The sequence below is a fragment of the Halomonas sp. KG2 genome (assembly GCA_030440445.1).
In the GTDB taxonomy this organism is placed as follows: domain Bacteria; phylum Pseudomonadota; class Gammaproteobacteria; order Pseudomonadales; family Halomonadaceae; genus Vreelandella.
In genome coordinates, this window is record CP098528.1 from 1,599,148 (window position 1) to 1,622,276 (window position 23,129).

General features: G+C 51.6%; 16 protein-coding genes and 3 rRNA genes. 13 read left to right on the top strand and 6 right to left on the bottom strand.

All coding sequences use genetic code 11. The features are described from left to right. From NDQ72_07395 to rlmM, 6 genes are all read left to right on the top strand, one after another. Positions 1–768, top strand: coding sequence for an SDR family NAD(P)-dependent oxidoreductase (locus tag NDQ72_07395; protein WKD29757.1), 768 nt, complete (start codon positions 1–3; stop codon positions 766–768). Between the two features lie 253 nt (positions 769–1,021). Next, a complete protein-coding gene (locus NDQ72_07400) occupies positions 1,022–2,827 on the top strand; it encodes an acyl-CoA dehydrogenase C-terminal domain-containing protein (protein WKD29758.1) in 1,806 nt (601 codons plus the stop codon). Between the two features lie 670 nt (positions 2,828–3,497). Beyond that, positions 3,498–5,032: ribosomal RNA gene (locus NDQ72_07405) — 16S ribosomal RNA — on the top strand. 318 nt (positions 5,033–5,350) lie between these two features. Then, positions 5,351–8,243, top strand: a 23S ribosomal RNA gene (locus tag NDQ72_07410). 118 nt (positions 8,244–8,361) lie between these two features. Beyond that, positions 8,362–8,477, top strand: a 5S ribosomal RNA gene (rrf, locus tag NDQ72_07415). Together the 16S, 23S and 5S rRNA genes form the textbook arrangement of a ribosomal RNA operon. A 386-nt stretch (positions 8,478–8,863) precedes the next feature. After that, positions 8,864–9,931 carry a 23S rRNA (cytidine(2498)-2'-O)-methyltransferase RlmM gene (rlmM, locus tag NDQ72_07420; protein ID WKD29759.1) on the top strand — a complete coding sequence of 356 codons (1,068 nt, stop codon included), beginning with the start codon at positions 8,864–8,866 and terminating at the stop codon, positions 9,929–9,931. Between the two features lie 30 nt (positions 9,932–9,961). On the opposite strand, the gene NDQ72_07425 is transcribed toward rlmM, so the two are convergent. Then, positions 9,962–10,249, bottom strand: a complete 288-nt coding sequence (locus tag NDQ72_07425; protein ID WKD29760.1) for an antibiotic biosynthesis monooxygenase — start codon at positions 10,247–10,249, stop codon at positions 9,962–9,964. 28 nt (positions 10,250–10,277) lie between these two features. On the opposite strand from NDQ72_07425, the gene tusA reads away from it, so the two are divergent. Next, entirely contained in the window at positions 10,278–10,529 is a 252-nt protein-coding gene (gene tusA / locus NDQ72_07430; GenBank protein ID WKD29761.1) for a sulfurtransferase TusA, read from the top strand. A gap of 87 nt (positions 10,530–10,616) precedes the next feature. Here the strand turns inward: tusA and NDQ72_07435 are convergent, their stop codons facing one another. The 3 genes from NDQ72_07435 to NDQ72_07445 form a co-directional block, all read right to left on the bottom strand. Next, positions 10,617–11,318 (bottom strand): hypothetical protein, encoded by a 702-nt coding sequence (locus NDQ72_07435; protein WKD29762.1) that lies wholly within the window; start codon positions 11,316–11,318, stop codon positions 10,617–10,619. Positions 11,319–11,430: 112 nt separating this feature from the next. Continuing rightward, a complete protein-coding gene (locus NDQ72_07440) occupies positions 11,431–12,429 on the bottom strand; it encodes a DUF3080 domain-containing protein (GenBank protein WKD29763.1) in 999 nt (332 codons plus the stop codon). Between the two features lie 9 nt (positions 12,430–12,438). Further along, entirely contained in the window at positions 12,439–13,851 is a 1,413-nt protein-coding gene (locus NDQ72_07445) for an MATE family efflux transporter (protein ID WKD29764.1), read from the bottom strand. A 152-nt stretch (positions 13,852–14,003) separates the two neighbouring features. On the opposite strand from NDQ72_07445, the gene NDQ72_07450 reads away from it, so the two are divergent. Then, positions 14,004–14,588 (top strand): elongation factor P hydroxylase, encoded by a 585-nt coding sequence (locus NDQ72_07450; protein ID WKD29765.1) that lies wholly within the window; start codon positions 14,004–14,006, stop codon positions 14,586–14,588. Here NDQ72_07450 and NDQ72_07455 read toward each other — a convergent pair. Together NDQ72_07455 and NDQ72_07460 are read right to left on the bottom strand one after the other, a co-directional pair. Next, a complete protein-coding gene (locus tag NDQ72_07455; GenBank protein ID WKD29766.1) occupies positions 14,585–15,064 on the bottom strand; it encodes a hypothetical protein in 480 nt (159 codons plus the stop codon). The genes NDQ72_07450 and NDQ72_07455 overlap by 4 nt on opposite strands. 12 nt (positions 15,065–15,076) lie before the next feature. After that, positions 15,077–15,928, bottom strand: coding sequence for a TatD family hydrolase (locus NDQ72_07460; protein ID WKD29767.1), 852 nt, complete (start codon positions 15,926–15,928; stop codon positions 15,077–15,079). 269 nt (positions 15,929–16,197) lie between these two features. Here NDQ72_07460 and NDQ72_07465 point away from each other — a divergent pair, with 269 nt between their 5' ends. From NDQ72_07465 to NDQ72_07485, 5 genes are all read left to right on the top strand, one after another. Continuing rightward, positions 16,198–17,430 (top strand): ABC transporter substrate-binding protein, encoded by a 1,233-nt coding sequence (locus NDQ72_07465; protein ID WKD29768.1) that lies wholly within the window; start codon positions 16,198–16,200, stop codon positions 17,428–17,430. Positions 17,431–17,471: 41 nt separating this feature from the next. Beyond that, complete coding sequence (locus NDQ72_07470; GenBank protein WKD29769.1) at positions 17,472–19,028, top strand: fatty acyl-CoA synthetase; 1,557 nt, start codon at positions 17,472–17,474, stop codon at positions 19,026–19,028. Between the two features lie 2 nt (positions 19,029–19,030). After that, a complete protein-coding gene (locus NDQ72_07475) occupies positions 19,031–20,173 on the top strand; it encodes an acyl-CoA dehydrogenase family protein (GenBank protein ID WKD29770.1) in 1,143 nt (380 codons plus the stop codon). A 63-nt stretch (positions 20,174–20,236) separates the two neighbouring features. Further along, entirely contained in the window at positions 20,237–21,424 is a 1,188-nt protein-coding gene (gene bktB, locus NDQ72_07480) for a beta-ketothiolase BktB (protein ID WKD29771.1), read from the top strand. 36 nt (positions 21,425–21,460) lie between these two features. Continuing rightward, positions 21,461–23,128, top strand: a complete 1,668-nt coding sequence (locus NDQ72_07485; GenBank protein ID WKD29772.1) for a fatty acid--CoA ligase — start codon at positions 21,461–21,463, stop codon at positions 23,126–23,128. The last annotated feature ends 1 nt before the right edge of the window (position 23,129 follow it).

Here is a 23,129-nt window from a genome sequence, read left to right on the forward strand (position 1 = left end):
ATGCAGGTGAAGGATTGTACGTTTTTAATTACTGGTGCTGCTTCAGGGCTAGGTGCGGCAACAGCAGAGCGCCTAATAGCTGCCGGTGGGAGCGTTGTATTGTGTGACATGAATAATAGCGTGTCGGACCATGCTAAACGCTTAGGTGATCGTGCAGTGGCCTGCATAGCTGATATCACCTCTGCCGAGCAAATGCAGCAGGCGATTGACGAAGCGATTGCGTTGGGAGGTGGCAGCGGCCTTTCGGGTGTTATTCACTGCGCTGGCGTCGTCAGCGTGGCCAAGCTGGTTGACCGTAATGGCAACCCCGCAGACCTGGAAAGCTATGCAAAAACGATCAACATTAATTTAGTGGGTACGTTTAATGTGATGCGTTTGGCGGCAGCCGCCATGGCCAAAAATACGCCCAATGAGAGCGGTGAGCGGGGCGTAATTATTAATACGGCTTCTATCGCAGCATTCGATGGGCAGGTGGGGCAGTGTGCTTACAGTGCGTCGAAAGCCGGTGTTGTTGGAATGAGTTTGCCTGCTGCTAGAGAGCTATCGCGTCATGCTATTCGCGTTATGGCGATTGCGCCTGGCGTTTTTGAAACGCCCATGATGAGTGAGATTCCTGACGAGGCGGCTCAAGCCCTAGCCGCTGCGGTGCCTTTCCCCAAGCGGTTGGGCAAGCCAGATGAGTTTGCTCAGCTGGCCGAGCAAATTATCACTAACCCAATGTTGAATGGTGAAGTGATTCGGCTGGATGGCGGCATTCGAATGCAGTAAATAGGCTGGAAAATTAGTGGCGTCTAATAGCCTGTCAGCACTTTTGCTGGCAGGTTTTTTTGTTTATAGATCAAATTTTTACCGGTTAGTCGACCAAAGTTGTAGCGGTTTTGGGTGTTATATTCAAACGACCGCTTGACTATGATGCGGCTGCGCGCTAGTTTTCAAACATGTGTTTGAAAGCGGTTTTTTTGAAATCCAGACCGTACTAAAAATGTAAGCCGCTTTCAGCCCCCAGCTCAGGAGAAGTGACATGCCCAGCTATCAAGCCCCCTTACGTGATATGCGTTTCGTTATGGACGAAATGTTTGACTATCCCAGCCACTATGCAGCGCTACCCTGTGGTGATGAAGCGTCTCCAGACGTCGTGAATGCGATTCTTGAAGAGGGCGCGCGCTTTGCCCGTGATGTGCTGCTTCCGCTCAATCAAAGTGGCGATGAAGAGGGGTGCTTGTTAGAAGGTGGCGAAGTTAAAGCGCCGCAAGGTTTTAAAGAAGCGTATCAGCAATATGTTGAAGGTGGCTGGCCAAGCCTAGCAGCAGATCCTGAACAGGGCGGCCAGGGTCTTCCGCCCTCATTGGCGATGATGCTGTCTGAAATGATCTGCGCAACTAACTTAGCGTGGGGTATGTATCCAGGGCTTTCCCATGGTGCGGCCGATGCACTTCGGCACCATGGTACTGATGAGCAAAAGGAAACCTATCTTACCAAGCTGGTTGAAGGCGTTTGGACGGGCACTATGTGTCTCACCGAGCCACACTGTGGTACTGATCTCGGGTTAATTAAGACGCGTGCGGTGCCTAATGAAAGTGGTGCCTACTCCATTACGGGTACTAAGATCTTTATTTCTGCTGGCGACCATAATCTGGCAGAAAACATTGTACACCTCGTATTAGCCAAACTGCCCGGCGCTCCTGAGGGCTCGAAGGGTATTTCTCTATTTGTTGTACCTAAGTTTATGCCAGATGCTCAAGGCAATCCCGGCGATCGTAATGGCGTTTCCTGTGGCTCGCTCGAGCACAAAATGGGCATCCACGGTAATGCGACTTGTGTGATGAACTTTGATGGTGCGACGGGCTATTTAGTTGGAGCGCCCAACAAAGGCTTAGCGTGCATGTTCACTATGATGAATGCCGCACGCCTTGGGGTGGGCATTCAAGGCTTAGGCTTAATCGAAGCCAGTTTCCAAAACTCGCTCAGTTACGCTCGTGACCGGTTACAAATGCGTGCCCTTTCTGGTGCTCAAGCCCCTGAAAAAGTAGCAGACCCGATTATTGTTCATCCGGATGTGCGCCGTATGCTGCTAACCCAGAAGGCGTTCGCCGAGGGTGGTCGCATGCTGGTGCTATACACCGCTCAAATGTTAGATATCGTTGAACACGGTAAGCCTGGCGAAGAGAAAGAGCAGGCTGAAACTCTGCTTGGTCTATTAACGCCTATCGTGAAAGCGTTTCTCACTGAAGTTGGTTTTGAGTGCACCAATGAAGGCGTGCAGATTTTTGGTGGTCACGGCTTCATTAAAGAGTGGGGAATGGAACAGCTGGTGCGTGATGCGCGTATTACCCGTCTCTATGAAGGTACTACCGGCATTCAAGCGTTAGACCTGCTTGGCCGAAAGGTGTTGATGAGCCAGGGTGAATCGCTAAAAGTATTCACCAAAGAGATCCATAAGTTCTGTAAGGCGGAAGCTGATAACCCTGCTCTAAAAGAGTTTGTTGAGCCGCTAGCGAAGCTGAATGCTGAGTGGGGCGAGTTAACGATGGGCGTGGGTATGAAAGCCATGCAAGACCGTGAAGAAGTGGGGGCGGCCAGCGTCGACTACCTCATGTACTCCGGCTATGTCACCTTGGCGTACCTTTTTGCCCGCGCAGCTAAGCAGTCGTTGGTGGAATTAGAGGGTGACGATAAGGCGTTTTACGCGGCTAAGTTGAATACTGCTCGTTTCTATTACCAGCGCCTGCTGCCGCGTACTAAAGCACATGCTCAGATGATTCAAGCGGGTGCGGGAAGCCTTATGGCGATGTCGAGCGAAGATTTTGGCTTGGGCTTTGAGATTTAAGCTTTTGAGATTTAGCTCAACAGGAGTGGTTATTCTGCAAAAGCAGATTCATCTGTAGGCTTAACTGAGCACTCTCTGGTCAGGGGACTGATCGGTGGTTTGCGGCAGGCTTGTTCTTAGAACAACACCTGCCGCTTTTTTATTTCAATTTATTTTCCAATAGCCCTTGCCAAGTCGGCAGCGAATCCGTAAAGTACGCATCCGCTGCCGGGGACGCACAGCGTTACCAGCGGTGATTGAAGGTGAAAACCTTCGGTTTGTCAGAGAGTTAGAAGAACTCGGCAACAATGCGTTGCGATGTCTTCCAACCCTTTTTGAAACGAGCCACGCCAGAAAGCATCGTTATCACGCTTTCTTCGCTCACTCGCTTCACTCACTCAAAACAGTGATTGACAAACACCAGGAAATGCGTAGAATACGCCTTCCTCGCTGAGGCAAGCCAGTTCATCGGCTAGCCAGTCACTTCTTCGGAAGTTCAGCAGCGAAAACAGCTCTTTAACAATTTGATCAGGTAATTCATGTGGGCGCTTGCCGATGAGGGTGATAAATCACCAAATATCAAGGCAAGCGGTCATGAGAACGAAAGTTTGAATGAATTCGTTTGAACCTTGAGCCAAGTTTGATGCGCTTTTGTTACCTTCGGGTGACGAGTAAGCATCACAATGATTTTAAACTGAAGAGTTTGATCATGGCTCAGATTGAACGCTGGCGGCAGGCCTAACACATGCAAGTCGAGCGGTAACAGGGGTAGCTTGCTACCCGCTGACGAGCGGCGGACGGGTGAGTAATGCATAGGAATCTGCCCGATAGTGGGGGATAACCTGGGGAAACCCAGGCTAATACCGCATACGTCCTACGGGAGAAAGGGGGCTCCGGCTCCCGCTATTGGATGAGCCTATGTCGGATTAGCTAGTTGGTGAGGTAATGGCTCACCAAGGCAACGATCCGTAGCTGGTCTGAGAGGATGATCAGCCACATCGGGACTGAGACACGGCCCGAACTCCTACGGGAGGCAGCAGTGGGGAATATTGGACAATGGGCGAAAGCCTGATCCAGCCATGCCGCGTGTGTGAAGAAGGCCCTCGGGTTGTAAAGCACTTTCAGCGAGGAAGAACGCCTAGTGGTTAATACCCATTAGGAAAGACATCACTCGCAGAAGAAGCACCGGCTAACTCCGTGCCAGCAGCCGCGGTAATACGGAGGGTGCAAGCGTTAATCGGAATTACTGGGCGTAAAGCGCGCGTAGGTGGCTTGATAAGCCGGTTGTGAAAGCCCCGGGCTCAACCTGGGAACGGCATCCGGAACTGTCAAGCTAGAGTGCAGGAGAGGAAGGTAGAATTCCCGGTGTAGCGGTGAAATGCGTAGAGATCGGGAGGAATACCAGTGGCGAAGGCGGCCTTCTGGACTGACACTGACACTGAGGTGCGAAAGCGTGGGTAGCAAACAGGATTAGATACCCTGGTAGTCCACGCCGTAAACGATGTCGACCAGCCGTTGGGTGCCTAGCGCACTTTGTGGCGAAGTTAACGCGATAAGTCGACCGCCTGGGGAGTACGGCCGCAAGGTTAAAACTCAAATGAATTGACGGGGGCCCGCACAAGCGGTGGAGCATGTGGTTTAATTCGATGCAACGCGAAGAACCTTACCTACTCTTGACATCCTGCGAACTTGTGAGAGATCACTTGGTGCCTTCGGGAACGCAGAGACAGGTGCTGCATGGCTGTCGTCAGCTCGTGTTGTGAAATGTTGGGTTAAGTCCCGTAACGAGCGCAACCCTTGTCCTTATTTGCCAGCGGGTAATGCCGGGAACTCTAAGGAGACTGCCGGTGACAAACCGGAGGAAGGTGGGGACGACGTCAAGTCATCATGGCCCTTACGAGTAGGGCTACACACGTGCTACAATGGCCGGTACAAAGGGTTGCGAGCTCGCGAGAGTCAGCTAATCCCGAAAAGCCGGTCTCAGTCCGGATCGGAGTCTGCAACTCGACTCCGTGAAGTCGGAATCGCTAGTAATCGTGAATCAGAATGTCACGGTGAATACGTTCCCGGGCCTTGTACACACCGCCCGTCACACCATGGGAGTGGACTGCACCAGAAGTGGTTAGCTTAACCTTCGGGAAAGCGATCACCACGGTGTGGTTCATGACTGGGGTGAAGTCGTAACAAGGTAGCCGTAGGGGAACCTGCGGCTGGATCACCTCCTTAAACGATGCATCACTCCTCGCGGTAAGCGCTCACAATGAATTACCTGATCAGAATGCTGTTGATACGCAGTGATAAGCGTTTTCTTCATGTTGAAAGAAGAGAAAAGACCTTTTTTAAGATCTTATTTAAAAGACCTCTCTTTTCCTTTTAATGTGAAAAGCACTCGCTTATCACTGCGCATAGCAGTCGCTCTTTAACAATGTATATCATGCTGACATAAACGTTTTAAAACGTTTATACGTAATTGTTTTGTGATACGTCTCAAGCGTATCCGGCAATCGTTATCATTGCGAGATACCAGACTCCTTCGGGTTATAGGGTCAAGCAATGAAGCGCACACGGTGGATGCCTAGGCAGCCAGAGGCGATGAAAGACGTGGAAGCCTGCGATAAGGCTCGGCGAGGTGGCAAACAACCTGTGACCCGGGCATCTCTGAATGGGGAAACCCACTCATCATAAGATGAGTATCTTGCGCTGAATATATAGGCGTAAGAGGCGAACCAGGGGAACTGAAACATCTAAGTACCCTGAGGAAAAGAAATCAACCGAGATTCCCCTAGTAGCGGCGAGCGAACGGGGACCAGCCCTTAAGCATGTGACTGATTAGGCGAATGCGCTGGGAAGCGCGGCCATAGTGGGTGATAGCCCCGTAGTCGAAAATCTGATCATGTGAAATCGAGTAGGTCGGGGCACGAGAAACCTTGACTGAAGACGGGGGGACCATCCTCCAAGGCTAAATACTCCTGGCTGACCGATAGTGAACCAGTACCGTGAGGGAAAGGCGAAAAGAACCCCGGAGAGGGGAGTGAAATAGATCCTGAAACCGTGTGCGTACAAGCAGTAGGAGCAGACTTGTTCTGTGACTGCGTACCTTTTGTATAATGGGTCAGCGACTTATATTCAGTGGCGAGGTTAACCGTTTAGGGGAGCCGTAGGGAAACCGAGTCTTAACTGGGCGACACAGTCGCTGGATATAGACCCGAAACCGAGCGATCTATCCATGAGCAGGTTGAAGATTGAGTAACATCAATTGGAGGACCGAACCAGGATCTGTTGAAAAAGATTTGGATGACTTGTGGATCGGAGTGAAAGGCTAATCAAGCTCGGAGATAGCTGGTTCTCCTCGAAAGCTATTTAGGTAGCGCCTCACGTATCACCGCCGGGGGTAGAGCACTGTTTCGGCTAGGGGGTCATCCCGACTTACCAACCCGAGGCAAACTCCGAATACCGGTGAGTGCAAGCGTGGGAGACACACGGCGGGTGCTAACGTCCGTCGTGAAAAGGGAAACAACCCAGACCGTCAGCTAAGGTCCCGAAATCCTGGTTAAGTGGGAAACGATGTGGGAAGGCTCAGACAGCTAGGAGGTTGGCTTAGAAGCAGCCATCCTTTAAAGAAAGCGTAATAGCTCACTAGTCGAGTCGGCCTGCGCGGAAGATGTAACGGGGCTAAACCAGGTACCGAAGCTACGGGTTCACACTATGTGTGAGCGGTAGAGGAGCGTCGTGTAAGCCAATGAAGGTGGATTGAGAAGTCTGCTGGAGGTATCACGAGTGCGAATGCTGACATGAGTAACGATAAAGGGAGTGAAAAACTCCCTCGCCGGAAGACCAAGGGTTTCTGTTCGACGCTAATCGGAGCAGAGTGAGTCGGCCCCTAAGGCGAGGCCGAAAGGCGTAGTCGATGGGAAACAGGTCAATATTCCTGTACCGGACATGATTGCGATGGGGGGACGGAGAAGGCTAGGTGAGCCAGGCGTTGGTTGTCCTGGTGAAAGTGAGTAGGCTTGGGTCTTAGGTAAATCCGGGACCCTTTAAGGCCGAGACACGAAACGAACTGACTACGGTCAGGAAGTCATTGATGCCACGCTTCCAGGAAAAGCCTCTAAGCTTCAGATCATGTGCGACCGTACCCCAAACCGACACAGGTGGTCAGGGTGAGAATCCCAAGGCGCTTGAGAGAACTCGGGTGAAGGAACTAGGCAAAATGGTGCCGTAACTTCGGGAGAAGGCACGCCGGCGTAGGGTGACGAGACTTGCTCTCTAAGCCCGAACCGGTCGAAGATACCAGGTGGCTGCAACTGTTTAGTAAAAACACAGCACTCTGCTAACGCGCAAGCGGACGTATAGGGTGTGACGCCTGCCCGGTGCCGGAAGGTTAAATGATGGTGTTAGGATTCGTCCGAAGCTCTTGATTGAAGCCCCGGTAAACGGCGGCCGTAACTATAACGGTCCTAAGGTAGCGAAATTCCTTGTCGGGTAAGTTCCGACCTGCACGAATGGCGTAATGATGGCCACGCTGTCTCCACCCGAGACTCAGTGAAATTGAAATCGCCGTGAAGATGCGGTGTACCCGCGGCTAGACGGAAAGACCCCGTGAACCTTTACTATAGCTTCACACTGGACGCTGATGTTGCCTGTGTAGGATAGCTGGGAGGCTTTGAATCTCGGACGCCAGTTCGAGGGGAGCCAACCTTGAAATACCAGCCTGGCATCATTGGCGTTCTCACTCAGGTCCGTTATCCGGATCGAGGACAGTGTGTGGTGGGTAGTTTGACTGGGGCGGTCTCCTCCCAAAGAGTAACGGAGGAGCACGAAGGTACCCTCAGCACGGTCGGACATCGTGCAGTGAGTGCAAGAGCATAAGGGTGCTTGACTGCGAGACAGACACGTCGAGCAGGTGCGAAAGCAGGTTCTAGTGATCCGGTGGTTCTGTATGGAAGGGCCATCGCTCAACGGATAAAAGGTACTCCGGGGATAACAGGCTGATACCGCCCAAGAGTTCACATCGACGGCGGTGTTTGGCACCTCGATGTCGGCTCATCACATCCTGGGGCTGAAGTCGGTCCCAAGGGTATGGCTGTTCGCCATTTAAAGTGGTACGCGAGCTGGGTTTAGAACGTCGTGAGACAGTTCGGTCCCTATCTGCCGTGGGCGTTGGATGTTTGAGAAGGGCTGCTCCTAGTACGAGAGGACCGGAGTGGACGCACCTCTGGTGTTCCGGTTGTCACGCCAGTGGCATTGCCGGGTAGCTATGTGCGGACGGGATAACCGCTGAAAGCATCTAAGCGGGAAGCCCCCTTCAAGATGAGACATCCCTGAGGCCTAGAGCCTCCTGAAGGGCCCAGCGAGACCAGCTGGTTGATAGGCACGGTGTGGAAGCGCTGCAAGGCGTTGAGCTAACGTGTACTAATGGCCCGTGAGGCTTGACCCTATAACACCCAAGGGGTCTGGTCGCAGTGATAACGAAAACCGGATACGCGCTTCCTGTCAGTGACAGGAGACGAGAGACGCCACAAAACACATCAGCATGATATACATGACAAGTTACGCCTGACGACCATAGCACGCGTGAACCACCTGATCCCATGCCGAACTCAGAAGTGAAACCGCTTAGCGCCGATGGTAGTGTGGGGTCTCCCCATGCGAGAGTAGGTCATCGTCAGGCACTTATTGAACAAAGAACCCAGCCAACCGGCTGGGTTTTTTGTTTGTGCGGAAGAAAAAAGCACCCTTTGCCCCCTATCACAAAGAGGCCACCTCCCGAAGCGTGCACCGCACCATCATTCCCGAGTCACCACACCGTCATTCCCGAGTGGGGTTATCGGGAATCCATCTTGACCTTGGTCTGCAGCCGCCTGTGAACCCCCAGCTTCAACTGAAGCTGGGGGGTGCTGATAATGTTTTAAGCGCATCAAGCAGATAAATTATCGCTACTAATCTCACTACTTAGAAAGCATTTGAAAGAAAGTGCTATGATGCGGCGATTAGCGGGGGCATTTTATTCTGAATAGATGTTCACCTATGACATGAAATTACTTTCGAGGTGAAAGGGTGAGTGAAACAGTACCCACATCGTGGCTTGTCTATTGCCGCCCAGGGTTTGAAAGCGACGCACTAGCTGAAATGCAACACCACGCCAAACAGCACGAGGTGAGTTGCGAACCTGCACAGGGCGAAGGTTGGGTGAGTTTAACGCGCTTAGATAAAGAGCCGATTAATGATTTGCACCGTAAAGCGGCGTTTAAGCAACTTATTTTTGCTCGCCAAAGTCTAGCTGCACTGCCTGCGCTCACGCTGTCCCGAGATGATAGGCTTACGGCTATTCTCGATCAAATAAAGTCAAGTCGTTGGAGTTTTGAAGAAATTTGGCACGAAACGCCAGATACCAATGATGGCAAAGCATTGGCAGGCTTAATTAAAGCACTGACGAAGCCATTGCAGAGTATGCTAAAAAAACGCGGCGCATTGCGCGGTAAAGCCGGTGCACGTCGTTTACATATTTTCTGGACGGATGGTGATCGTGTTCAGTTGGGTATGAGTTTTCCTGACAATCGAAGTGAGCTGATTAATGGTATACGCCGCCTACGTTTTCCATCTCGTGCACCAAGCCGATCAACGCTGAAGTTAGAAGAGGCATGGCATGAGTTTATTCCACGAGAAGAGTGGGATACACGGCTTGCGGATCATATGCAGGCAGCGGATTTAGGGGCCGCCCCAGGTGGTTGGACTTGGCAGTTAGTCCAGCGTGGCATGTATGTTTATGCCATTGATAATGGGCAAATGGACAAGCAGCTAATGGCTACGGGACAGATAGATCATCTTAAAGAAGATGGATTTACTTGGGAGCCGCCGCAACGAATGGATTGGCTAGTTTGTGATATTGTCGATAAGCCTGTGCGCGTGTTGGCAATGGTGGAAAGATGGTTAACCCGCAAATGGTGTCGAGAGGCAATTTTTAATTTAAAACTGCCCATGAAGAAACGCTGGGACGAGGTTAATCGCTGTATTAGCACGTTGGAAGATGCGTTGGAAACGGCGGGAGTGCGCGCTACGATTACATGCCGCCACCTCTACCATGATCGGGAAGAAGTGACGGTTCATGTAAGGCTCGCTCACTAATTTAAAGGTAGGCGGAGTCGCGTAAGGGTGTTAATAGCCTGGTTCGTATACGCGGATAGTTTCGTCTTCTGTTAATAGAGGTAGGATGCTCTGCATGGCCGCTGCACGTGCTTCACTTGAATGCCACTCTTTCCAAGCGCGAAGATTGCGCCATTTGGTAATCATCAGGCGGCGATCTGTATGGCCAAGTTCGACGAGCGTTTCTCCACCGACAAATCCTCGTACGCCAAGTGAAACGCGCATTGCTTCGCGGGCAGCCAGTTCATATTCTTCTTCCAGGCCAGGCATAATACGCCGTTCAATGATTACTTTGATCATGCTGTCTGTTTCCTAAACGAGATTGTAGATGACTGATAATACGTATGACCCAAGTGCCTTTGATGCATCGTTAGACACAACGGGTTTATATTGCCCTGAACCTATTATGTTAATGCATAACAAGGTGCGTGATATGACGCCAGGGCAGGTGTTGAAGGTAATAGCAACAGACCCCGCAACGACTCGCGATGTGCCAAAATTTTGTCAATTTTTGGGACACCAGCTACTGCAGCAAGAGGAGTCTGATGACCACTACGTGTATTTTATTCGCCTAGCGTAAAGCTTCTGCAGCTATGCGAGGCTAGCCATTAATATTGGCTTTAGGCTCTGGCTTTGATTGGGTAGCCTCGCAAGCGCTTATTTAAGATCACCCCTCTTTATTTGGAACAACCATCATCGCCAAAGCTTCCAGTGTCGCAGGGTCTTCATCCATTATGCGGTTGGCGATATGGCGTTGAAAAAAGTAGACCGTGCGATGGCGGGAGTGGGCATCGTAAAGGCACTTATCACCCAGTAGGATGGGGGACATCGTGGCTTGCTGTTCATCGGCAAGAACGGCTTCAACGCTTCCATCGCTATACAGACGCCATCCATAGACTTGCTTCATATTCCAGGGGGCATCGGGATGATTCATGCATAAAGCATGAGTGCCAAGGGTGTCTGGAAGCTGTTGAATCAGCGTCGCCTCTCCTGACGCTTCATACTCGAAGTAACTGGCTGAAGCCATTAGCTCGTCGTATTTATGATCAGGAGGAAGGGCGAAAATTTCTTCGGTTTCTGGATCGCGGTAGCCAATAAACTGGCCATTTTCATGGCTGTCGAGTTCATGACAAGCAGCGAGCTTTTCCATCCATGGCACAAGGCCAATGATGTTACCGTTCTCTTGCAGCCCCCAGGCCAAAATAGGTAGGCCGTAATACGTGTCGGGACTCGCAGCGAGCTGGTAGACCATCTCTAACCCATCTAGCTCAGGGGCTAGGCGGATCAAACATTTTTGCGCCTGCTGACGCTGACGCACGGTTTCCAGGTCGATGACCTGGGCAGAGCGGGGTGACAGGGATGCGCCCATAATGTCCCTCCTTGTGCTGCGTGGTCACGACATCGGTAAACAGCGTATGCTGCCTACCACTTAGTTCACCAATAGCACAGGTTGCCCAGAAGGTTAAGGGGGTTTGTGATTTTTAATTATCGGAGCAGCTAGTAAATTGATCTCGCAGCGCTTGGTGTTGTGCTTTTACTTGTTGGAGCTGCTGCCAGGGAGCCTGCGGATTATTCAATGATAACCAAGTGTTCTGATAGTTTTTAACCGCTTCAGGTGGCGTTATTTGGTGGGCATTGATTAGTCGGTTAATTGCTGTAAGCCACTTGAGGGAAATCTGCTCAACTTGATTAAATCCTGCTGGAAGGTCATCTTGCAGGCATTCGCTAGTGGTTAAGCGCGTTGACTCAAGTGCTATGTTTGCCTCCGTTAAGCGTTGGTGGGCGAGTAACAGTGTGCGTAAAATTTCTGCTGTTAATGGCCTCTCTTGCAGCGCTTTAAGGTGGTTTTCAAGTGCTGAAGAGTCCTGTTGCCATGCTTGGCTAAATTGGTGCGTCACCATTCGCTCAAGGTAATCAACGGCAACCAGTTGATTGTCAATATTAGGTAGTTCAGCGCTGTTTAGGGGGGTACTTGCTCGGGAAAAACTTTTTTCCCACTCTTCAGAATCAAAAATGGCGTTCCAGCTGACCGCTGGTAGCTGTTCTGTCTTGAGCTCAGTTAGTTCAGCCAATCGCGCTTTATTGTCATCACTTAAGCCGTCAGGAACATCACTGTTCCAGCAGGCACTTAGGCGTTGCCATAGCGCGCGTTCGTAAAGCCAGTGCTGACTAGGGGGAGCAACGCGCCCCAGCTGATTGTTCCGTGCTGCAATGAGTGATGTTATCTGGCACTCACGCAACGCATAGATATTGAGCATGCCTTCTCGGGTTTCAGGAATATTGAATAGCCGCTCTCGACGTTCAGGAAATTTACCAATATTAGGTGGAGGGTGACGCTCAATATCGGCAATTGAAAGATCGCTAGTGAGCTGTTGGTGATACTCTACCCAAGGCTGTTCGGCACCATTGTCTCCGCAGCCTACTAGTACCAAGCTGACACTAATAGTCAGCCATAATATAGGTTGAGGGTAGAGCGCCATTGCTTACTCCTATTGGCTAATCCACTTTAACCGCCAAGCAAGTAATAGTGCGGCTGTGCTAAGCCCCGCAATAAGTCCCATCCAGTAACCATGCACTCCCAGTGGGCCATACATGTCACCTATGCCGTGAGTTCCTAGCCAGTGGCCACCGCCTAAACCGACAATCCAGTAAGAAAGTACGGTAATGACCATCACGATTCGGGTGTCTTTATAACCTCGTAATGCACCTGCTAGGTTGACTTGAAGTGAATCTGATAGCTGGAAAATGACTGCCAGGGATATGATGGTGAGCGCCAAAGCCTGGATGTCGGTATTAGAGGTGTACAACGCAATCACCGGCACTGCTGTAAACCAAAGTAATGTACTGTTGATGACGGCCACGATGACACTGATCACAATACCGTTCCAAGCGACAGTGCGCGCCATAGCAGAACGTTGTTGGCCCAATGTATTACCAACACGTACGGTAAGTGCCATGCTCAATGACATCGGCAGCATAAAGAGAATAGACGTGAAGCTTAGGGCAATTTGGTGAGCCCCGACTGTGACCTCTCCGAAACTGGCAATAAACAAGGCTATCAGGGTAAATAACGTCACTTCCACGAAAATAGCCACACCGATGGGCATACCCACTACGACAAGCTCGCGGATGCCGGACAGTGTTGGTGGGGTCAGCGTTTGCCAAATTGAGACGCTTTGATAGGCGTGTCCTTTACGGGTATAGAGAGCCATCGCAACGGCCATTGTCCACATCGAAAGTGCTGTGGCGATGCCGCAGCCGAATGCGCCTAGTGCCGGTAGCTGTTGCAGAGCGCTGGGTAATCCATCACCCAATAGATTAACTAGGCCATCACCGCCATAGATAAGTAAATAGTTACTGGGAATATTAACGGTTAGCCCCACCAAACTAATCCATAACGCGGGCCGGGTGTGATTCATGCCATCTGAAAAGGCTCTAAGCGCCTGAAACAAGGCGATTCCGGGCATGCCGAAGGCAACAGCGGAGAGGTAGGCAGCAGACTCTCTTGCAACCGCTGGGGGCACTCCCATAAGTTCGAAGATAGGTGTCACGACTGTCCACAGCAATACAGCGGCAGTGAACCCGAGTACTAATGCGACCCACAATGCCTGGTGAACCGCAGGGCGAATCTCAGCATTTCTCTTGCCGCCTAAAAGGTGTGCCACGATAGGTGTAAGGCCCATTAACGTACCGGTCATAAACAGCATCAGTGGCATCCACAGGCTTGAGCCAACCGAAACGGCAGCTAAGTCGGTGGCGTTATGCCTGCCGGTCATGATGACGTCGACCACGCTCATGCCCGCTTGTGCGAGTTGAGCGCCGCAGATGGGTAGTGCTAACGCTACCAATGTGCGTGTTTCTGGCCAATAGATGGATTTTATATTGCTAGTGAAGCCGCCCACGGTATGTTTCCTATTTAGCAAAGTGACCCAACAAAAGCCGATAGAGTAGCAGGAGTTGCTGGGATATCGGTAGCTGTCTAATGATTTGCCATCTCTTTATCATCTGGACAAGGCGCGGGTATACTTTACGAAATGAACGACGACGTAGGTATATGGTGACTCAAGAGCAGGAGCGTTGGACGCTTCACGATATAACGACATTGTTTGATGGCGTGTTTCTAGCACGTTATCAGACGCGATTAATCATAGGTGGCGATGAACCCCTGTATCGCCCCGCCACCCATGAAATACCTTATCATCAAGTGATTTTTGCGCGCGGCTTTTTTGCTAGTGCACTGCACGAGATCAGCCACTGGTGCATCGCAGGAGAGAAGCGTCGGCAGTTGGAAGATTACGGATACTGGTACTTACCGGATGGACGCGACGCCCAGCAGCAGCAAGCCTTCGAACAAGCAGAGATTGCCCCGCAGGCGCTGGAAAAGCTGTTTACGCGTGCCTGCGGACGCACATTTCACGTTAGTGTCGATAATTTAGGTGGGGACGTTGAGGTCGATCGAGATGCGTTTGCCAACAAAGTAGATGCCAGAGCGGCACGTTACTTAGCAGAGGGGCTGCCATTGCGTGCCAACGCTTTCTTTATCGCATTGACACGCTATTATCAGCATCAAGATACCTTAGTGCAGGCCTTTAAACAGGGGCAGCGAGAACTTGACATGGCGCTGGTCGCGTCGGCTTAGTCTTTCTCGGTAAGCTGCTTGTGAAGCGTTAGCATTACTTCAATTTCGTGCTCGGGCCGCATCGGTTCGAGCCCCATGTCGTTAAAAACTTCGCTGCGTAAGCGATGCCAATCTCTCGCGCTAATCGCTTCATAAAGCACCTGTGCAGGCGCTAATTCAACAAAAGGATCCAAGCCATAGGTGTCAAAGAGTCGAGCCAGCGCGGCTTCATCCTCACCGTTATCGCTGGTGTACAGCGTAGCCGAGAAGTGATCGGTCTCTAGCTCACGTATGACATCCAAAGGGCTGACGCCGAGGCTTTCTAGCTCTTCAATGCTATAAGAACCCATCACGTTCGTGTCTTCACTGATCCAGCTATCGTCAGGCTGAATGAGTGTTTGCTTAATGCGACCATCAGGTAGAGACCAGGCAATAGCCAGCGGCAAGCCGTCATCTTCGCCCGTCTCAATGGCAATAAATCCTGGGTAATCAGCCACGCTTCGCTCCTTTTAAGCTTCCGCATCAAGGCGGAAAAAATGCTGGGCAGTGCGGGTTGTTGCGTTCCCCAGCTCGGTTTCAGTCACGTCATGCCACTGGGCAATCTCCCTTACAATCCATGGTAGCAAGGCTGGCTCGTGACGGCGCCCTTTTAGTTTGGCTGGAAGATTGCGAGGCAGCAGGTAAGGACAGTCAGTCTCTACCATTAACCTTTCTAACGGAATATCTTTCACTATTGAGCGAATGTGATGCCCCCTGCGCTCATCACAAATCCAGCCGGTTAAGCCTATATGAAGATCTAAATCGAGATAGCCGTGCAACGTATCTCGGTCAGCGGTGAAGCAGTGAATAACGGCTTGGCTGATATCGTCTCGCCAGCTATGCAGCATTTCACGCATTCGTTGCCCCGCGTCGCGTTCGTGCAAAAATAGCGGTAAGCCACTTTCAGCAGCGAGCGCCAACTGAGCTTCAAACGCTCGCTCTTGCTCGTGAGGCGTTGAAAAATTGCGATTAAAGTCCAGTCCACACTCGCCCACGGCAACCACTTCAGGTTTTTGATGAAGCGCTTTCAACTGACGCGCCACATCACTACTCCACCCGCTAGCATCGTGTGGGTGAACCCCGGCAGTGGCATATATTCCTGGGGTCTGTTTAGCCAGCTCTACGGCTTGCTCAGCGTGTTCAATATCAGTACCCGTCACTATTAAGGTAGCTACATTGGCCGCTTTCGCCCGGGCAATGACATCAGCTAAATCACGCTGAAAACTCTCGTGAGTCAGGTTAGCGCCGATATCCACCAAGGGGGCACCAGAACGAAATTGCAGCGCCTCGGGTAAAAAACTATCCACAGCACTTGTCGCCAAGCGTCACACTCCCAGTGTCAGTTAAATATTCGATAGCAGCCAGCTCTGGTTAATTATTTAGCCAGCTGTAAAACGCCATTGTAACGCTGGAGAGTAACAACGACTAATGGTCTATCCTGGATGGATATCTTATTCGAATGGCACGAATTGCAAAAAAACTGGCTCGATAGGTAAACAGTAAAGCGGTTTTTACTTTTAACATGAGGGTGAAGCATGAAATAAATCGGGCTTAAGGCTCCTTTAATAACAACAATAGACAGGTGAAAAGCATGCATCTATCACGTCATTGCGCTATTTCTGCGCTATCGGCTGCGGTCATTACGGCTAGCTATGCCCCCAGCGTGGCCGCCAATGAAGGTATTTCAGATAATGAAATCCGTATTGGTTATCTAGCTGATATGTCGGGCGTTTATCGCGATCCAATAGGCCCATTAGGGCAAGATGCCATTGAGATGGCGATTGAGGATATTGGCGGCAGCGTACACGGTGCCCAAGTTGTTGTCTTTAGCGCTGATGATCGCAATAGCCCTGATGTTGGCTCAAGCGTGGTGCGTGAATGGATTGATGAACGTAATGTCGACATGGTCACTGGTCTAGTGGCTTCATCGGTTACATTAGCAGCCGTAGGTTTGTTAGAAGAGGCGGATAAACTTGGCTTAGTGAACGGTGCTGTTTCTTCGAGTGTCACTAACGAGCACTGCTCTCCTAACCATATTCACTGGGTTTACGATACCTGGGCGATGTCTAACGGTACGGCAAAGGCAATTACGCAGGAAGGCTATAAAAACTGGTATTTACTCAGCGCCGACTATTCATTTGGCCATGCACTTGAAGCGGATGTCGAGCGTGTGGTTATCGAAAACGGTGGAACGATAGTAGGTAGCGCGCGCCACCCCTTTCCGAACAATGACTTTTCCTCTTTCATGCTGCAAGCCCAGGCATCGGGCGCCGATGTGATTGCGCTCAATAATGCTGGTGGGGACACCATCAATGCGGTGCAAACGGCAGGCGAATTTGGCATTACTCAAGCCGGGCAGATTCTAGCCGGCATGGTGCTGTTCAGTACTGATATACGCAGCATTGGGTTGGAGAGCGCTCAAGGGTTGCAGTTCACTAAGGCATGGTATTACGACTTAACTGATGAAACACGCGCTTGGGCAGAGCGTTTCCGTGAGCGCACCGGCAGCATGCCGACCATGGTGCACGCAGGGCTCTATTCCAGCACCCGCCACTATTTAGAAGCCATTGAGGCGGCCGGAACAGACGACACGCAAACCGTTCGTCAGCAGATGGCCGATACCCCCATTAACGATATTTTTGCAACGAACGGCTACATTCGTGAGGACGGCCGTATGGTGCATGACATGTATCTCGTTGAAGTGAAAACACCGGAAGAGTCAGCTGATGAGGATGACCTCTTCAGAGTTGTGCGCACTATTCCCGCCGAGGAAGCATTCCGGCCACTTTCTGAAAGCGTTTGCCCACTCGTCAACAATTCGTAAAACGCTGAAGCCCTAACAACACATAACAATAAGGACTTGGCATGGAACAGACACCCTTAATTCACCGTAATACGATTGGCGCTGCGCTAAACCGCAGCGCTCGCAAATATTCTCAGCAACTCGCGCTAACGTTTGGTGGGCGAGTGTGGAGCTATCAGTCGCTTAACGACGCCGCAAACAGCGTGGCCAATGGCTTGTTAGAGGCCGGTCTTTCTCCTGGGGATCGGTTGGCGGTATACGGTAAAAACTCAGATGCCTATGTCATTGCCTGGCTTGCTGCCACTAAAGCGGGCTTAGTACATGTGCCTATTAACTTTGCGCTAAGTAGTGATGAACTGCGCTATATCCTTGAGCAGTCAGGGGCGAAAGGATTGCTAAGCGATAGTTCGTTAGCTGACAAAGTGCAGCAGGCAGCCCAAGGGTTAGCATTAACGGTCAATGGAACACTGCATGCTGATCAACAAGATAGTCAGTTAGGTCGTTTTGATGTCTTGGCTTATGCGCAAGCCTCGCCATCAACAAGGGAGCCAGCGGTCGCCGTAGAGGGAAGCAGTCTGGCACAGCTGCTTTATACCTCTGGCACAACCGCAGCGCCTAAAGCGGCAATGATGACCCACCAAGCGCTGATGGCGGAATATATGGCCTGCATGGTGGAGCTGGATATCAAGGGAAGTGACGCCATGTTGGCCGCTCTTCCGCTTTACCACTCCGCACAAATGCATGTTTTCTTGATGCCGGCTTTACTACTGGGCGCCCCCATTCATTTGCTTGAAGCACCGCTACCGGATAGCTGCTTGGCGGCGATTGCCGAAAAAAATGTCGTATCTTTTTTTGCGCCGCCCACTGTGTGGATCAGCTTACTGCGCCACCCAGACTTTGATCAGTTCGATTTAACCACACTCAAGAAAGCGTACTACGGTGCCTCGATTATGCCGGTGCCTGTTTTGGAAGAGATGCAGCAGCGTTTCTCCGGCGTTGGTTTATATAACTGCTACGGGCAGAGTGAAATTGCCCCCTTGGCAACGGTATTACGCCCAGATGAGCACGCTGAGCGTCCCGCATCGGCGGGGCGGCCGATACTTACGGTGGAAACGCGCATTGTTGATTTGGAGATGAACGACGTGGCCCCCGGTGAGCATGGCGAGATTGTCCATCGTTCGCCGCAGTTAATGACGGGCTACTGGGATAAGCCGGAGATGACCGCTGAGTCTTTCCAAGGCGGCTGGTTTCACTCTGGTGATGTGGGCTACTTCGATGAAGCAGGCTATTTATATGTCGTGGACCGGATTAAAGACGTTATCAATACGGGGGGCGTGCTGGTTGCCAGCCGTGAGGTGGAAGAGGCGCTGTTTAAACACTCGGCCATTTCGGAAGTAGCGGTGGTGGGGCTGCCTGACGAAAAGTGGATTGAAGCGATTACCGCCGTCGTTGTGGTGAAAGAGGGGCAAGTGGTTAGCGAGGATGAGCTCATCCAACATGTTAAAAGCTTGATTGCCCCCTACAAAGTTCCTAAGCGTGTGGTGTTTGCAGAGGCTCTGCCAAAAAGCACCGCAGGTAAAATTCTTAAACGTCACCTGCGCAAAGACCTAAAGGAGTGAGCATGGACGAGCAAACACAAGCGCTGTTTCATGACATGATCAGCCGCTGTTTAGCGCAGGAAGTAGCGCCTTTCTATGACCAGTGGGAAGCGGACGGTGAAATACCGCGCTCTTTATGGCTAGCGCTGGGTGCCGCTGGTCTATTGGGAATTGATCTTGATGAGACCTATGGTGGCTCAGGTGCCGATATTGCCATCACCCAATTGGCACTGGAGGAGATGTCTCGGCAAGGGTTTGGTGGGCTAGCCAGCGCTTACAACATTCACGCCAATATCGTGATGCCTTACCTGCAAAATTTAGCCACTGATGAACAGCGCGAAACCTGGCTGCCCCGCATGGCAAGCGGGGAGTGGTTGGGGGCGATTGCCATGAGCGAGCCGCATGCTGGCAGTGACTTGGCAGCGATGAAAACCCGCGCCACCAAAACAGCCGATGGGTGGCTACTCAACGGCAGCAAGCTGTTTATTACCAATGGCCAAGTGGCCGATCTCGTTATTGTCTGTGCAAAAACAGACCCCAGTGCAGGTGCAAAAGGGGTCTCGCTGTTTTTGGTCGATACGTCACTTCCCGGTTTTTCCCGTGGCAAGCCGATTAAGAAAATTGGCCAGCACGCCAGCGATACGGCAGAGCTAGCATTTGACCAACTGCAACTGCCTAACAGTGCCTTATTAGGGGAAGAGGGCGCTGGGTTTCGCTACCTAATGCAAGAGCTGCCCCGGGAGCGCTTAGGCGTAGGCGCGCAAGCGCTTGGCGCGGTAGAGGGCGCGTTGGCATTAACGCTTGATTACGTCACCCAACGTCACGCGTTTGGTCAGCGCGTGGCCGATTTTCAAAATACCCGCTTTACGCTGGCTGAGATCAAGGCACAGCTGGATGTCGCGCGTGCCTACTTCGATCAGTGCGTTAATAAGTACCGCCACGGCACGATGACAAGTACCGAGGCCGCGATACTCAAATTACAGCTTAGCGAGCTGCAGTGTCGTGCTGTTGATCGGTGCCTTCAGCTGTTTGGTGGTTATGGTTACACCCATGAATATCCGATTTCACGCTTCTATTTAGACGCCCGTGTGCAAACTATTTACGCCGGCAGTTCTGAGATTATGAAAGAGGTGGTCGCACGCTCGCTGTTGGGCAAAGTGGCTTAAGCGCTTTTCTTAAGCCCTTTTCTTAAGTCCTTTTCCGCTGTGCGTCATTACTAAGGAGAGATTATGCAACTGGATAGCGTTGTTATTGTAAGCGGTGCTCGCACCGCTATTGGCGGGTTTGGTGGGTCGCTCTCATCTTTCGCGCCCCATGAGTTAGGCACTATCACTGCTCAGGAAGCATTGCGCCGTGCGGGCATTGCTGGCGCTGATATCGATCACTCTGTGTATGGCCATATTATTACCACTGGCCCAGAAGATGCCTATCTTGCCCGTCATATCGCGTTGAGCGCGGGTGTGCCAAAAGAAGCCGGTGCCTTTAATGTTAACCGGTTATGTGGTTCCGGCGTGCAGGCAGTGATATCCGCGGCTCAGCAAATCGCTTTGGGCGACAGCCGCTTAGCATTGGCAGGTGGGGCTGAGTCGATGTCGCGGGGTGCTTATCTACTACCGCCCCAAGCACGCAATGGCATACGCCTAGGCGATGCCAATATCCAGGATCTGACCCTCGGCATTCTTAGTGACCCATTTGGCAGCGGACATATGGGCATGACCGCTGAAAATATCGCCAAGCAGTATGGCTTAAGTCGCGAGCAGCTAGATCAGTTTGCGGTGGATAGCCATCGTAAAGCGGCAAAAGCCATTGCAGAAGGGTATTTTGACACGCAAATCGTGCCTGTTGAGGTGACAAAAGGCAAACAGACGGTTTCCTTTGCTCGTGATGAGCATGTGCGGGAAGGCGTTGAGTTAAGCGATTTAGCACGCCTTAAACCGGCCTTTAAAAAAGAGGGAGTGGTTACGGCAGGCAATGCCTCTGGGATCAACGATGGCGCGGCGACCTTGGTGCTGGCGCATGCTGATGAAGCACAGCAGCGCAATTTAACGGTTAGGGCGCGACTGCGCGTCGCAACCACCGCCGGTGTGGAGCCTTCGGTAATGGGGTTAGGGCCAATCCCTGCGGTGAAACGCTGCCTCCAGCAGGCAGGGCTGACGATCAATGATATTGATGTGATTGAGTCCAATGAAGCGTTCGCGGCACAAGCAATGGCGGTTGCCGATACGCTGGGTTTCCCATTGGAAAAACTAAACCCGAATGGTGGTGCGGTGGCGCTCGGTCATCCAGTCGGCGCGACCGGCGCCATCTTGATTCTAAAAGCCTTACACGAATTGGAGCAACGTCAGGGCCGCTATGGTTTGATCACGCTGTGTATCGGCGGTGGACAGGGCATTGCGCTATTAATCGAGCGCGAATAACAAACGGTTTTCCAATAACAATCGACAGGTGTGTTTATGTCTACGATAACGCCAAAAATACTTCCTTCTACGCCGTCTGCGACTAGCTCGCCGCTGTTAATTAGCGACTTACTTGAGTCCGGTGTTCGAATGGCGGGGAACAACCAGATTGTTTATCGAGACCAGAGCCGTCATGACTATCAACGTTTTCGTGAGCGGGTACACCAGCTTGCCCATACGCTAACAGCACAGGGCGTTCAGGCGGGTGATGTGGTGGCGGTGCTGGACTGGGATAGCCATCGCTATTTAGAGTGCTTTTTTGCCATTCCCATGATTGGTGCCGTGCTACACACCGTTAACGTGCGTTTGGCGCCTGAACAAATTCACTACACGATGGAGCACGCTGAAGACGTCTTTGTGCTGGTGCATGAGGACTTTGTGCCACTACTGGAGCCGCTGGCTGATCAACTACCTAATATACGCGGTTACCTACTTTGCCAAGAAGCGGCGAGTCAAGGCACACAAAGCACCGTCAGCACGTCGCTGCCATTAGTGGGTGAGTTTGAGGCGTTGTTAAGTGAGCAGCCAACTCATTATGAATTCCCTATTTTTGATGAAAATGCAGTGGCTACGCTGTTTTACACGACGGGCACCACCGGCAATCCGAAAGGGGTGTTTTTTACCCACCGCCAATTAGTCCTGCACACACTAGGTGAAGCCAGTACCTTCCAAGCACCGGGTTTTGAGCTGCTCAACCGTGACAAGGTCTACATGCCCATCACGCCGATGTTCCATGTGCATGCCTGGGGAGTGCCTTACACCGCCACGTTGATGGGAGCGACCCAGGTGTACCCTGGCCGCTATGAGCCGGAAATGTTGGTCAAACTGTTGGTGAACGAAAAGGTCGATTTCTCCCACTGCGTGCCAACGCTGTTAAATATGGTGGTGAGCGCTGACGCTATCGCATCGAAAAAAATTGATTTAACCGGTTGGAAGGTGCTTGTCGGCGGCAGTGCGCTAACCCAAGCCCTGGCTAGCCGTGCTTGGTCACTCGGCATTGATACACGTAGTGCCTACGGCATGTCAGAAACCTGCCCGCTGCTAACCGCTGATATTTTACCTCAGGATGTGGCCGAGGCTGATTTTGAAATGCAGCTTCCCTGGCGGTGTAAAGCTGGTTTACCCGTGCCCCTAGTGAAATTGCAGGTGGTTGATGCCAATGGAGAGCCGTTACCCCATGATGGCGTCAGTGTTGGTGAAGTGCGTGCCCAGGCACCCTGGTTAACCCAGGCGTACTACAAAGAAGAGAAACGCAGTGAAGAGCTTTGGCGGGATGGATGGCTGCATACCGGTGATGTTGGCTCGATTGATGAGCATGGTTTCTTGGCCATTAGCGACCGTATTAAAGATGTCATCAAAACCGGTGGAGAGTGGCTCTCTTCACTTGAGCTGGAAAGCTATATCAGCCAATGTCCAGGTGTCGCTGAGGTGGCGGTCATTGGCGTTACGGATGATAAATGGGGTGAGCGTCCAGCTGCGCTCGTTGTTCCCAGCGATGTCAATAACCCGCCCACGGCAGAAGAGGTACAGACGTTTATGGAGCAGTTCGTCGAACAGGGCAGCATTAATCGCTGGGGTATTCCATCGTTGATTCGCTTCGTAGATGAAATTCCTAAAACCAGTGTGGGTAAGCTGGATAAAAAGCGCATTCGCACTGAGATATAAA

Bases quoted from the DNA above. Each gene is read 5' to 3' on its own strand.
- NDQ72_07465 (WKD29768.1), top strand. From the start codon at position 16,198: ATGCATCTATCACGTCATTGCGCTATTTCTGCGCTATCGGCTGCGGTC.
- bktB (WKD29771.1), top strand. From the start codon at position 20,237: ATGCAACTGGATAGCGTTGTTATTGTAAGCGGTGCTCGCACCGCTATT.
- NDQ72_07470 (WKD29769.1), top strand. From the start codon at position 17,472: ATGGAACAGACACCCTTAATTCACCGTAATACGATTGGCGCTGCGCTA.
- NDQ72_07395 (WKD29757.1), top strand. From the start codon at position 1: ATGCAGGTGAAGGATTGTACGTTTTTAATTACTGGTGCTGCTTCAGGG.
- NDQ72_07425 (WKD29760.1), bottom strand. From the start codon at position 10,249: ATGATCAAAGTAATCATTGAACGGCGTATTATGCCTGGCCTGGAAGAA.
- NDQ72_07435 (WKD29762.1), bottom strand. From the start codon at position 11,318: ATGGGCGCATCCCTGTCACCCCGCTCTGCCCAGGTCATCGACCTGGAA.
- NDQ72_07440 (WKD29763.1), bottom strand. From the start codon at position 12,429: ATGGCGCTCTACCCTCAACCTATATTATGGCTGACTATTAGTGTCAGC.
- NDQ72_07475 (WKD29770.1), top strand. From the start codon at position 19,031: ATGGACGAGCAAACACAAGCGCTGTTTCATGACATGATCAGCCGCTGT.
- NDQ72_07400 (WKD29758.1), top strand. From the start codon at position 1,022: ATGCCCAGCTATCAAGCCCCCTTACGTGATATGCGTTTCGTTATGGAC.
- tusA (WKD29761.1), top strand. From the start codon at position 10,278: ATGACTGATAATACGTATGACCCAAGTGCCTTTGATGCATCGTTAGAC.
- NDQ72_07485 (WKD29772.1), top strand. From the start codon at position 21,461: ATGTCTACGATAACGCCAAAAATACTTCCTTCTACGCCGTCTGCGACT.
- NDQ72_07450 (WKD29765.1), top strand. From the start codon at position 14,004: ATGGTGACTCAAGAGCAGGAGCGTTGGACGCTTCACGATATAACGACA.